Annotated in this window: 7 protein-coding genes and 2 CRISPR repeat arrays; of the genes, 5 read left to right on the top strand and 2 right to left on the bottom strand. The window is 69.7% G+C overall.

The window, feature by feature from the left end:
* Positions 1-89 precede the first annotated feature (89 nt).
* Positions 90-317 (top strand): hypothetical protein, encoded by a 228-nt coding sequence (locus ACIQKA_RS22950; protein WP_402542207.1) that lies wholly within the window; start codon positions 90-92, stop codon positions 315-317.
* A gap of 66 nt (positions 318-383) precedes the next feature.
* Positions 384-1,450: a CRISPR direct-repeat array (repeat unit 28 nt; unit sequence GGACAACCCCCGCAGGCGCGGGGACGAC).
* A gap of 510 nt (positions 1,451-1,960) precedes the next feature.
* On the opposite strand, the gene ACIQKA_RS22945 is transcribed toward ACIQKA_RS22950, so the two are convergent.
* Positions 1,961-2,536, bottom strand: a complete 576-nt coding sequence (locus ACIQKA_RS22945) for an HD family hydrolase (protein ID WP_402542205.1) — start codon at positions 2,534-2,536, stop codon at positions 1,961-1,963.
* Positions 2,537-2,549: 13 nt separating this feature from the next.
* A complete protein-coding gene (locus ACIQKA_RS22940; RefSeq protein WP_402542203.1) occupies positions 2,550-3,668 on the bottom strand; it encodes a helix-turn-helix domain-containing protein in 1,119 nt (372 codons plus the stop codon).
* A 262-nt stretch (positions 3,669-3,930) separates the two neighbouring features.
* On the opposite strand from ACIQKA_RS22940, the gene ACIQKA_RS22935 reads away from it, so the two are divergent.
* The 4 genes from ACIQKA_RS22935 to casB all read left to right on the top strand — a co-directional run bounded on the left by ACIQKA_RS22935 (position 3,931) and on the right by casB (position 12,905).
* On the top strand, positions 3,931-4,287 hold the full coding sequence (locus ACIQKA_RS22935) for a DUF6415 family natural product biosynthesis protein (protein ID WP_402542202.1): 357 nt from the start codon (positions 3,931-3,933) through the stop codon (positions 4,285-4,287).
* A 556-nt stretch (positions 4,288-4,843) separates the two neighbouring features.
* Positions 4,844-6,641: direct repeats of the CRISPR family, unit length 28 nt; unit sequence GGACAACCCCCGCGGGCGCGGGGACGAC.
* Positions 6,642-6,772: 131 nt separating this feature from the next.
* Positions 6,773-9,712: a CRISPR-associated helicase Cas3' gene (gene cas3 / locus ACIQKA_RS22930; protein ID WP_402542201.1), complete on the top strand. Its 2,940-nt coding sequence runs from the start codon at positions 6,773-6,775 to the stop codon at positions 9,710-9,712.
* 329 nt (positions 9,713-10,041) lie between these two features.
* Complete coding sequence (gene casA, locus ACIQKA_RS22925) at positions 10,042-11,736, top strand: type I-E CRISPR-associated protein Cse1/CasA (RefSeq protein WP_402542200.1); 1,695 nt, start codon at positions 10,042-10,044, stop codon at positions 11,734-11,736.
* The gene (gene casB / locus ACIQKA_RS22920) at positions 11,733-12,905 is read left to right on the top strand and encodes a type I-E CRISPR-associated protein Cse2/CasB (RefSeq protein WP_402542198.1); all 1,173 of its coding nucleotides are present in this window, start codon (positions 11,733-11,735) and stop codon (positions 12,903-12,905) included. The genes casA and casB overlap by 4 nt, the downstream gene beginning before the upstream one ends.
* Positions 12,906-13,036 lie beyond the last annotated feature (131 nt).

Raw genomic sequence — 13,036 nt, 5'->3', positions numbered from 1 at the left:
ACCGGGCCGCCGGCGACAGCGTCCTGGCCCAGTGGGACACCGTCCTCACCACGGCCGTACCCGAACTCGCCAGACACGTCCGAGCCGTCGTGTTCGACGAGGAGTCCGACCGCCTGGACCTCATCCTTGACGCGGACGCGTACGCCACGCAGGCCCGCTGGTGCGCGCCGAAGCTGCTCGCGGCCGTGAATAGCATGGTGCCTGAGGCGAACGTCCAGACGGTCAACGTCCTGATCTCCGCCGCCCACACCGCCACTACGGCGACTGCGTTCCCGGCGACTCTGCACCACGTCCGGTCGCACCAACGGGGCCGGTGAAGACGAGGGGGTCCGCGTCGTCCTCCGGCCGACGCGGACGCCGATGACATCGTGGACATCACCTGGGGACAACCCCCGCAGGCGCGGGGACGACGGGTCTCCACCCAGGTTGCTGTTGCGTGACCGGGGACAACCCCCGCAGGCGCGAGGACGACGCCAGGTGGGAGACCATCGCCGCGTGCACGTCCGGACAACCCCCGCAGGCGCGGGGACGACGCGTTCCTCAGGATCGGCGGGACTGGGTCGGGGGACAACCCCTGCGGGCGCAGGGACGACCCCAGGGCGGTCTTGAACAGGGGCAGGACCGCGGGACAACCCCCGTAGGCGCGGGGACGACCTGCGCGGTGGCGAGCCGCAGGGTCATGGGGGCGGACAACCCCCGCAGGCGCGGGGACGACGGCGACTCGGTCATCGGCACCATCCCGACAACCGGACAACCCCCGCAGGCGCGGGGACGACTGGTCGAGGGCGTGAAGGTAGGCGGTGCCGGGCGGACAACCCCCGCAGGCGCGGGGACGACTAGGCCGCCGACTACATCCACCCCGACCGCGAGGGACAACCCCCGCAGGCGCGGGGACGACCTCGGCCCTCTTCGGTCCGGGGGTGTGGCCCCGGGACAACCCCCGCAGGCGCGGGGACGACGAGATCGGCAACCGTCAGGCCCTGGTCGCGGTCGGACAACCCCCGCAGGCGCGGGGACGACTGGTCCCGGCCTGGGTGGACGACGTGCCGTCCGGGACAACCCCCGCAGGCGCGGGGACGACCATCGCCCTGTACAGCAGCGGGACGCCCCGCTTGGGACAACCCCCGCAGGCGCGGGGACGACCAGGTCGGCCGCCCAGTCCCCGGTTGGCCCCGGGGACAACCCCCGCAGGCGCGGGGACGACGATCGGCAGATCCCGCAGGGTCTCCGCATGCCGGGACAACCCCCGCAGGCGCGGGGACGACTAGAGGCGTACAACACCGGGAGAACCGAGGACGTGGACAACCCCCGCAGGCGCGGGGACGACCGCTAGTCAGTGACGAACTCATACCCACACACCGGACAACCCCCGCAGGCGCGGGGACGACATCGGGGGTGAGGTCCGGCATGTCCTCCTTGCCGGGACAACCCCCGCAGGCGCGGGGACGACGCTTCGTGACCTGCGGTGATGCTAGCAACGGCTACGGTTTTCCTTTACATACATTTCGCCTCGGCGGCTGGTCCGAGGGCGTTATCAGCGCCAAGGCCCGGAGCGCCTTGGAGAGGCGGGCTTGGTGACAACCCCCGTGGATGCGGGGACGAGGGCTGATCCAGGACGTATCCGGGCCGACGCGGCAAGCAACCCCCGCAGACGCGAGGACGACTGCCTAGTGTGCAGCGCGTACGACCCGGACGTCGAGTAATCCCCGCCAGACGCGGGGATGACCGTCCGGCGAGAACCAGGCCGCGCACCATGGGAGAAACCCCCGTAGGCGCGGGGACGGGGCGCCGATGATGGCGAGGGCCAGGGCGAGGCCGGGACAACCCCCGCGGGCGCGGGGATGGATCCGAGATCCGCCGCAAGTGCGTCGATCTGCTGCGCTGCTCCCCGCGCACGCGGGAATGGACCCACCCCCTCCACCTTCGGGCGAAAGGGGCATTTCGCCATGCCCGGTGTGGGTCAGCTCTCGCCGAGGGTCGACCGGAGCCAGTCCAGCGGGTCGTGCGACAGGAGTTCCTCCGCCAGCCGCTGGCCGGTCGCCGTGGTCAGCCGCCGCATGCTGTTGTCGATCCATCGCTGGGCGCTCTGGTAGCCCTGGGCCCGGTACTCCAGGCCCTGAAGCATGCACTCCAGCTTGTCGGCGTCCCGGGCACAGATGGCCTCGGGCGATCCCTTGTCCTCGTACTCACCGACCAGCTCGCGCACTGCCGATGCGAGGACCTCGGGCATCCCGGCTGTCTGGTCGGCCGTCACCTTTCTCGGGTCCGCGCTGCCTGAGTACTTCTTGCCCAGGTGGTTGACGTCCCCCGTGCGCGTCTCCTGGGTGTCGTGCCATACCGCAAGCAGGGCCGCACGCGCCGGGTCCGCCCCTTCGAGTCTGGCGATCACCGACGCGATGAGCGAGGTACGCCAGGAGTGCTCAGCGACGCTTTCGGGGTCCCGGACGCCGGCCATCCACCACCCGGTGCGGCGGGACGCCTTCAGCGTGCCCGCCTCATACAGGAAGTGAGCCACTGCGGACAGGTCGTCTGCCACCGTCCGTCTCCTCTCACGCCTCGGCGAGGCGGATCGCGTACCGAATACCTTCGAGCTCACGACGTGCACGCCGCGACAGCTCTCGGCTATCCAACATCACGGGGAGCCGCTGACGCAGGACGGTGCCCGCTTCGGTCGATGCCCGCAGCAGCGCGGGCCGGACGGCCAGGAGCGCCCAGAGGCTATGGACGTTCAGATCGAAGAACCCGTGGTCCGGGGTGAGCCCGCGCACCAGGTGGTCGAGCAGCTTGGGACCGCCCCAGGCACCGGGCGGTGTGGAGGTGATGAAGTCGTCCGAGAGCTGGGGGTGCGGCGTCTCGCCGATCCAGTAAGCCCAGTACGCGAGGTTCGCGGCCTCGCCGGCGTCATCCCCGTCGAGGGTCGTGTCGATGAAGTGGTCCATCCTGTCGCGGTCGCCCTGGCGGGCGGCGACGGCGGCCACGGACCGGGCGGTGAGCCAGCGGGTGAGCCAGTCGGCGGGCCGTGCGTCGCCCTGGTGAGCGGCCAGCCAGCCCGTGGTGTCTGGTGCGTCGTCGTACCCGGCAAGATAGAGGGCCTGTCGGCGGAGGAGGAAGAGCCCGGGGGCCCGGGCTTGGTCGACCGTCTCGCGCATCCGGGAGAAGAACCGGGTCCGGTCGCCCGGGGTGAGCTCCGGGCCGTCGGATACGGGTCCTCGACGGGCGCGGCGCGGCGCGGGCAGGTTGCGCAGAGGGGTGGGGGCCATGCCGTTCAGTGGCCAGGTGAGCATCTCCACCAGGTCGCGCTGCATGACCCATGCGCCGAGCGGGTGCGCTTCATGGGGCATGTCGTCGTCGAGGGCTCCGGTGAGCAGTACGTCGGCTTCTAAGGCGCGTTCGAGGGCGAGGAGGAGAGCAGGTGGGGCGCCGAGCCTCATGAGCCGGTGGCGGTGGACCAGCATCTGTCCGACGGGCACGGAGGTAAGCGTGCGGCGTCCGGACTCCCACCCCGCGATCGTGTCAGCCGATACGCGAACCTCCTCGGCGATCGACTCCTGGCTGTGGCCCAGCTGCTCGCGGATTATCCGGAAGGTGTAGCCGGAGATGGCCCCGCCCCGTGTCCGGGACGTCCTTCCCTGACTGCCGGTCAGGGTTTCCTGCTGCTGCCTGGCCATGGCGTCCCCTCTGCCTACCGACAGTGTCTGCCTACCCGTACCAGTGGTCACTTCAGGCGGCGCCCTGTTGCTCCTACATTCACAAGCACAGCAGATCGGGCAACCCCAGCGTAGTAGGAAGGGCGCCACTGTGAATACAGTCCAGTCCCCACACACGTCCGAGGCGCCACTCGGTACGGGCACAGTCACCGCAGCTGAGGTAGATCTCGGCACGGCCCTCCTCCTCCAGGCCGCCACGGCCATCGAGGAGCACGTCGAATCGATGTCCCTCAGCCTCATCCACCAGGCACTCGCCATACGGCAGAACCCCGACGTCCAGGAGCTCGCGCACCTTACCGACGCGCTTCTGACGCACTGCGCGAGCCTCGCCGCCAGCGTGGAAGCCATCCCCGTGGAGAAGCGCCCGGTGTGCGGCGATGGCGCCCTCCGAGACTGGGCACAGCTCCAGGCCGACGGCCCCGGCAACGGGCCCCTCGGCCCCTGGTCACACGCCCGGCAGCTCGCGTTCGTCGTCCGCAGCTTGCTCCAGGCGCTCGAAGACCACCGCGCGGCAATCGTGGCCCGGGCCCCGTACATCGGCCGGCCGAACCTGCCGCCGCTGGCACCGAGCTTGCGATGAAGGAGTGGCAGCGGCAGACGCTCTACTGCCTGGCCGTCTTTGGGCTGCTCGCTGTCATCGTCTACGGCACCACCCGCTGAACTCCCGCCCTGCCCCGCGCAAGGCGGCCCCCGTCCCTCGTTCGAGTGAGGACGGGTGTTCCACGCACCACACACCACGGCATAGGCGCCACGGTGATGACATCCCACCAAGGAGATTCACATGCCGCTTACGCCACCGCCATGCCCCAAGTGCCCCGACAAGCCGATGTTGTGGAAGGACGTCACTCGCATGCGTTCAGACGTCCCGGACTCATGGAGCTGGTACTGCACCGGCTGCCAGGGGAGCTGGAGGCCCACCGCGAAGCATGTGGAGGAGTACCCCTATGGGACACCAGCAAGATCAGCGGATCCCGTGCGGACGGCAGATCCCCGCACCACTACCAGGTAATCCCGGCAACACCCAGACATGCTCGGGTCAAAAGAGCGTCATCTACGAGTACGACGACAACGGCGTCTGCATCCGCCAGACCGCATGGCCGTGCAACGCGTGCGGCAACAGCTGACCAGCCCACCCGAGCTGCTCCCCGCACACGCGGGGATGGACCCTTCAACGCCAACCAGTGGAAGATGATCGTCAACTGCTCCCCGCGGGCGCGGGGACGACGAGCACGAACAGGACGACCGGGCGCTGAGCGTGGGGCAACCCCCGCAGGCGCGAGGACGACGCGGAGCCCCTGCATGAGGGACTGAACACCCTCGGGACAACCCCCGCGGGCGCGGGGACGATGTGGCCCGGTCCAGTACACCGCTGACCGGGAGCGGACAACCCCCGCAGGCGCGGGGACGACGGGACGGATACGGGGCATCGGGTCCTCCTACCGGGACAACCCCCTCAGGCGCGGGGACGATGGCACACGTCAGGACGGAAGTCGTGACCTGCGGGGTCAATCCCCGCAGGCGCGGGGACGACGTGATGCTCCTGTCGTACGGGAGCGGCTTCACGGGACAACCCCCGCAGGCGCAGGGACGACGGCCAGGCTGGCATACGACTCCATGTCGAGCACGGAGCAACCCCCACGGGCGCGGGGACGACCATGCCCGAGGCCGCCCACGAGCAGCACTTCAGGAGCAAACCCTGCGAGTGTGGGGACAACTCCGGGGCGACGCGACCAGCGCTCTTGTCGCTCGAGCAACCCCCGCGAGCACGGGGACGACCGTGCCGTGCTCGATGGTGTCGGGCGGCAGCGGACAACGCCCGCGGGCGCGGGGACGACGGCTCCAGCGGGCAGCCGGCCTTCACCCACTCGGAGCAACCCTCGCGGGCGTGGGGACGACCCCTCAGGGCGTGATCCCTGCACGAGGCGCTCGGAGCAACCCCCGCGGGCGCAGGAATGACGTACCGGATCAAGAATTTCGACCTCAGGCCGTCGAGCAACCCCCGCGGGCGCGGGGACGACGTACGGGTCTCGGCTTCCTTGTCCCGGTCGCTCGGACAACCCCCGCGGGCGCGGGGACGACGGCTGGCTCACCTGCGCCGTCTCCGCCGGTCCGGGACAACCCCCGCGGGCGCGGGGACGACTTACGCAAGGCGAGATATCGAAAGACTCGTAAAGGACAACCCCCGCGGGCGCGGGGACGACGTGCGGATCTGCGCGGCGTCGGACAGGGCCCGCGGACAACCCCCGCGGGCGCGGGGACGACTGTCCAGCAGATCGGGGCAGGCCCAACGCTGCGGGACAACCCCCGCGGGCGCGGGGACGACGCGACGACGGAGCGTTTCGGGTCGCCGTTCTTCGGACAACCCCCGCGGGCGCGGGGACGACGCCTTGGTCAGGTACTCGATCAGGGCCTCGTCGGGACAACCCCCGCGGGCGCGGGGACGACGCGCTCGGGCGGCTGTGCTGGTGGCACACCCGCGGACAACCCCCGCGGGCGCGGGGACGACGTGCGCGGGTCGGCGACGGCGCGCCGGAGGAGCGGACAACCCCCGCGGGCGCGGGGACGACTTCCGTGCGCACCGGCACCACGTACACCCGGCACGGACAACCCCCGCGGGCGCGGGGACGACCCGTCACGGTCGACGGCGCCCCCGCCGGAACCGGGACAACCCCCGCGGGCGCGGGGACGACCAGGCCGCGTTGTAGAACTCGGTGCCCATGCGCGGACAACCCCCGCGGGCGCGGGGACGACGTGGTCGGTGCGGTTGTGGGGCAGGGGGTGGGCGGACAACCCCCGCGGGCGCGGGGACGACGCAGCCAGGACAGGCTCGACGCCGTCAGGGAGGGGACAACCCCCGCGGGCGCGGGGACGACGTTCCGGGCCCGAGGTCGGCTATGCCACAGATCGGACAACCCCCGCGGGCGCGGGGACGACACTTCTTGAGCTGCGGTGATGCTAGCAGCGGCTACGGTTTTCCTTTACATGCATTTCGCTCCGGCGGCCAGCTTGGAAGCATTGTCAGTGCTAGAGCCTAGGGTGTCAGGACTTTGGCACTGGGGGTAGCAATGGCAGACCATGGGAGTTCGGTCGTCGCGTTGATGAAGGCGATGGGGCTGTCGCCGGAGGCCGTGGAGCGGGTGTCGCGGTTGTGGGGCAAGTCGGCGGCGAGGAACGGTGGTCGGACGCATCTGCTGTTGGGGCATCTGCTGGATACAGCGGCCGTGGCCGGAGTGGTGTGGGACCGGTACTTGTCGGCGGGGTTTCGGCGGCGACTGGACGAGGTCAGTGGTGCCCGGGGTCGAATGTGGTTTATGTGGATATGCGGCATTCACGACTGTGGGAAGGCTTGTCCAGCATTTCAGGCGATGGACGCAGCAGAGGCCGCGCCGGTATTAGCGGCAGGTCTGAAATGGGGGCGGCTGCCGACGAATCGGCGGAAGATGTGGCGTCACGATGTTGCCGGGGCCGCGTTGTTGAAGCCGCGGCTGGTCGCCGCATGGGGGAGTGAGGAGGCTGCTGGGTGGGTGTGGCCGCTGGTGGCCGGGCACCATGGGACGTTTCCGTCGGTCTCTGACATTGACCCACCGCACCGGGAGGTCCAGGGCCGGGGAGTCGCCTGGGAGGAGGCGCAGCGTGCGGTGGTGGATGTGTTCACCCGCGCGGTCGGCTTCGACGACTTGGCGGACGTGCGGCCGGTGGGTGCCTTGCGGAAGGCGGAGCAGCTTGCGCTGTCGGGGCTGATCGTGATGGCGGACTGGATTGCGAGCGACGGCCGCCAGTTCACGGGCCTGGCGGACGCGGAGTTGGTTTCGTTCGAGGGAGCTCAGGTTCGTGCGGAGGCGGCGTGGGAGCGGCTGGGGCTGCGGGGTGGCTGGCGGAGCCTGCCGCTGCCGCGGGGGCGGTTGGATCCGCTGACCGGGCGGCTGGGTGTGACGCCGCGGGCGTCGCAGCGGGAGTTGCTGGAGCGGGCATGGTCGATGCCGGTGCCGGGGCTCATGCTCGTCGAGGCTCCGATGGGGGAGGGCAAGACGAAGGCGGCGCTTGCGGCCGCCGAAGTATTGGCGGCGCGGTTCGGTCTCGAGGGTGTGTTCGTGGCGATGCCGTCTCAGGCGACCAGTGATCCGATGTATGAGCAGGTGCTGCAGTGGGTGCGCACCTTCGATCCGGAGCTCGAGTCTCAGGTGGCGCTTTTGCATGGGCGTCGGCGTTTCAATGCTTGGTGGCGGGCTATTTGGGAGGGCAAGCCGCGGCCCGACGGTGAGGCGTGCGGCTGTGACGGTGCCGGGGTGGCGTCCGCGGGAGACGACTTCGGTGCTATTGGTGAGGACGCCGAGTACGGCATGCCGCCGGTGGAACCGGCGCTCGCGGGCAGTACGGGCGTGGGGGCGGATGGCCCGACGCATTGGTTTCTCGGTAATAAGCGGGGGCTGCTCACCGCGTTCGCGGTGGGTACGGTGGATCATTTGCTGTATGCGGCGACCCGCACGCGGCACGTCATGCTCCGGTTCGCGGGGCTGGTGGGGAAGGTCGTGGTCGTTGATGAGGTGCATGCCGCAGATGTGTACATGCGGCAGTTTCTCGTCGAGGCGCTTCGGTGGCTTGGACAGGTCGGAGTTCCGGTAGTACTGCTGTCGGCGACGCTGCCGCCCGCGCAGCGGCAGCTGTTCGTGGACGCTTATCTGTCGGGTGTCCTGGGGAAGGCGGATGTGCACCAGCCGGTCCCTGAGCCGGCTGGGTATCCGTGTGTGACGGTCGCGTACGGTGTGGAAGGCCGGTCGGTTGCCGAGTCCTCGCGTGAGGTGGTGCCGCCGTGGCGTGAGTCGGTGGCTGTGGAACTCGCCTGGCTGCCCGATACCGGGGCTGCCGGTGTGCGGGTGTCCGAAGCGGTGCGGGTGTCCGTGGCCGACGGTGGGGTTGCGCTGGTGGTGGTCAATGAGGTTGCCCGGGCGCAGGCGGTCTATGACGAGCTGCGGAGCGGCGGGTTTGACGGCGAGTTGCATCTGCTGCATGCCCGGCTGTGCGCCGCGCACCGTGGGGGCCGGACCGAGGAGTGCCTGCGTCTGATGGGGCCGGAGGCTGGGAAGGATCGGCCCCATCACATGGTGGTGATCGCCACGCAGCTTGCGGAGCAGTCCTTCGACGTGGACGCCGACGTGCTGATCACCGATCTGGCTCCCACCGACCTGCTTTTGCAGCGGATCGGCAGGTTGCATCGCCATGGTGGCACCCGCCGGCCGGATGCCCACCGGGAGCCGCGGGTGCTGGTCACCGGGGTGGCTAGTGCGCGGGACGGGAGTCCGCAGTTTTTGAGGGCTTCGGAGGCGATCTACGGCCGGTGGTCGTTGCTGCGAGCGGCGGCTCTCGTCATGGAAGCCGCCGGTCCTTTGCCGGCTCCGGATGGTGGAGAGCCGTTGCGGGCGGAGCGGGAGGGTGTGGGGTGGAGTATTCCGGCCGATGTGCCGGGTCTGGTGGCGCGGGCCTACGGGAGTGAGGCGGTCTGCCCGGAAGACTGGTCCGAGGCCGAGGCTCGGGAGGAATGGCAGGTCAAGGAACTGAAGCGGGCGGGGAGGGCTGAGGGTTTTCTCCTGTGCCGTCAGCGGGAGTGGGCTTTCCCCACGCTTGAAGGTCTTCACTATGCGGGCAGCCGGGCTGCTACAGAGGAGCAGCTCGACGCCGTTGTCCGGGACGGTGATCCCGCCGTCGAGGCGGTGATCGTCCGCCGGGTGTCAGGCGGTTATCGGGCTTATGACGGTGCCTGGCTCGGAGTGCACGGTGAGGTGGACGACGACGAGGTGACGGACCGGCTGCTGGGCGGCATTGTTCGCCTGCCGTCCAGGCTCGCGACCGCCGCCCGGGCCGAGCTGCGTCCGCTTCCGGGGTGGGTGGATCGGCCGTGGCTGCAGTACCAGTTGGCGCTGGTGCTGGAGGAGGACGGTACGCGGCTGCTGGGGAAGGACCGGGTGGCGTATGACGACGTTCTCGGTCTGGTTGTCGAGCGTCAGTGAGTGGCGGTGCGTGTGGAGCCTCCCCGTGGTTCCGTTACCCCCGCTTGTGCGGGGACCACGTGAAGCACCGAACGGGAACACCCCCGGCTTTGCGGGGAAACGGGAAGCGCTCCACACGCCACACCAAGCAGAGCCTATCGAACCTTTGGCCATGGCTTGTGGATGGCTGAATGTCGCCGTGGGGGGATTATCCAACTAGCTTGTAAGCAGCGAACGTTGTGTGCAAGCGTGGGAAGTGGCAAGGCGATGCGAGCCTGGGGAGAACCGCATCGAGCCGCCGTCCCTGTGTCCAGGAGGACATGGGTTGCATCATGGAGGGGGAAGCCGCCATGGACGTCGATGGAGACCTGGTCCACGGCGCGGCGCTGACCGCGGTCGGCTTGGACGGTGCCACGAAGCCCGTCGGTCTGTTGAACATCTTGACCCAAGCGCACAGCATCCGGCGTCTTGAGCTTCCGGTGCACACGATGCTGCCGGTGGTAATCCGCCAGCTGTTGCTGCCGGTTATGTTCGACGCCCTGGGTGTGCCGCGGAGCCGGCAGGAGTGGGGTGAGCGGTTCGGGCGCGGGAAGTTCTCCGGCCAGGAGCTGGAACGGCTCACGCACTATCTGGGGCCCGAGCGCTACGGGGACCGTTTCCGGCTGTTCGCTGTCGAGCGTCCGTTCGCACAGGTCGCTGACCTGAAGGCGTTGAACGGGGAGACGAAATCGGCCGCGCAGCTGGTGCCGTCGGTGGCGTCGGGCAACAATGTGCCGCTGTTCAGCGCTCTGAGCGAGGCCGATGAGCTGTTGCTGACGCCCGGGGAGGCCCTGCTCTGGTTGCTGCACGTGCACTGCTGGGACACGGCATCGATCAAGACCGGTGCCGAAGGCGACCCGCAGGCGAAGAACGGCAAGACGACCGGCAACCCCGTCGGGCCGCTCGGTCAGCTCGGCATCGTCGTCCCCGTCGGCGAGACGCTTTACGAGACGCTGCTGCTGAACACACCGGTGCTGCCCGACGGTCTGGCGGCCGGCGACCGCCCGCAGTGGGCGTGGGACGAGCGTCCGGCAGGCTTCGGCTGCAAGTCGCCGACCTCCCCGGCATGGTCGGAGCGCCCGGCGAGTGGCCTGCTGGACCTGCTGACCTTCCAGGCCCGCCGGGTCCGGCTGTTCACCTGTGAGACAGAGCAAGGCCTACGGGTGAACAGGGTGATCGTGTCCGCCGGCGACCGGCTGGCCCGGACGCCCGATTACGACCCGCACACCGCCTGGCATCACACGGCCAAGCCGAAGAAGGACCAGCCCCACCGGCGACCTCGCCGGCATGTTTCCGGCCGGGCGGCCTGGCAGGGACTGAGCAGCCTGCTGGCAATGGCCCTGCCGAAGGAGGGCGACGGCCCATACACGTCACAGTTGCTGCGCCAGATCGGCGACCTGCAGTCCGACCAGGTACTTGCCGGACGGTATCCGTTCGGCGTGGAAATCTCGGGCCTGGAGTACGGCAACCAGTCCGCTGTAGTGGAAAACGCCATCGGTGACGACCTGCCCCTTCCCGTGAACGCTCTGCTCGCCCAGGACAAGTGGTTGCGCGAGGCGCTGCTGGAGTGCGTGGACCAGGCCGACCTGGTCGCCCGGGCTCTCGACGGCCTGAACAACGACATGCGGCGCGCCTCGGGCGGCGATCCGCTGCCCCGGGACAAGGGCAGCCGGCCCTCCGCGCAGTTCCTGCACTCCCTCGACCGGACAATGCGCCGCCTGCTCGTCGGGATGCGGACCATCCGTGCGGATGACGACGAGCTTCTGGAGCGCGCCCAGCTGGCGTGGGAGCAGACCGTGTGGATCGCCGCAGGCAGGGAGGTCGACATTCTGCTCGCCGCTACCCCGCCGCGCGCCATCGTGGGCCGCACGGTCAAGAACGGCGACAAGGAATTCGTGTACCGCAGCGGCAAGGCCATCGGCGTCTTCCGGAAGAAACTGGCAGAGATCCTGGAGCGTGCCGCCGAGGAACGTGACACGGCGGCGCAGGAGGTGGCCGCGGCATGACGACTCTCGACAGGTCACGGGCAGCACGCGGCACGGCGGGCCGTGCACGGCCGTTCTTCTGGGAAGAGGCTACCGAGGAGTGGCATGCGGCACGGAGTGAGGGGCGGAGCGCGGAGTTTCCGGAGTATGTGACGCGCAAACTCAGGGCTGTGCGGGAAGGCGTCGGCCGTGAGGCCGGCACCGTCGCGTCGATGCGGACGATCCACCGGGTCTTCCTTCCGGACGGTGAGCCGGAGCGTCTTCCTGATTCCTACCTTGCCGAGCACTACACGCTCACCCTGTTCGGTCTGCACCAGCATGCCGCGTCCAGCCCGGTCCACCAGGCAGGCGTCGGGCTGGGGACCACGTGCCTGCGGCTGCAGCAAAGCCAGGCACTGACCGGGCCCTCGGTGCAACGGCGGCTGATCGCGGCGGCCACCGCGCAGGATCTGCACGAACTGGCGCAGCACCTGCAGCGGCTTGTGCCGCTTCTGCGGCAGGCGGACATCGGTGTGGATTACACGCGTCTGTTCCATGAGATGGCCCAGTGGGACGGGTCGGGGCGCAACCGAGTGCTGCGGGCCTGGGGCCTGCAGTACACCGACCCGGGCGAGGAGGAAGGCGACCGCGCTAAAGAGGCGCCGGCGCCGTACTGGGCGACATTCGTCCCCGGCAGCCGGGATGCCGGCGCCGAGCTGGCCGCGCTGCGCTCCGGTGCCGGGCGGGAGGCGGGGACGGTCGCCGCGATGTGGCCGTTTTATCGCACCCGCATGGCGTCAGAGTGGCGTGACCGGGGTTCCCTCACCTGGGACCTGGCAGCCGAGCACACGGCCCTCACCCTGTTTGCCCGGCACCAGCAGACGCACGCACACCGGATGCACCTTCCGGGAGCTAGCCCTGGCACGGCTGTCGGCCTGCTCGCGCGGAAAGCTGCCGGCGGCGGCGAGGGAAAGAGCGCGACCGCATCGCTGGAAAAGCGCTTCGGGGCCCTGCTGACCTCCGGCGACGCCGAAGAACTCGCCGCGCATCTGCGATCCCTCGTCCCGCTGCTGAACCGAGCGAGCATCGAGCTTGACTACGACCTGCTCCGCTCCGCTCTGCGGGTCTGGGACGATCCCCGTCGGCCGCACGCCGCCGGCAGACTTCGGCAACGGTGGGACCACGACTTCCACCGCGCCGCGACTTCCTGACACCACCGCTTAAAAGCAGTTCCGCCTGCCTCGCCGGCGCGAGGCAGGGCCGCCGGCGTCCGGATTCTCCGGACGCCGGCCACACGGCCTCATGCCACCCACCCGTTTCCGCATCCGCATTGTTCGCGCGC

Source organism: Streptomyces sp. NPDC092045, from assembly GCF_044756005.1.
GTDB lineage: Bacteria > Actinomycetota > Actinomycetes > Streptomycetales > Streptomycetaceae > Streptomyces.
Note: the sequence above shows the minus strand (reverse complement) of the source record. Positions and strands in the feature narration are given on the sequence as shown.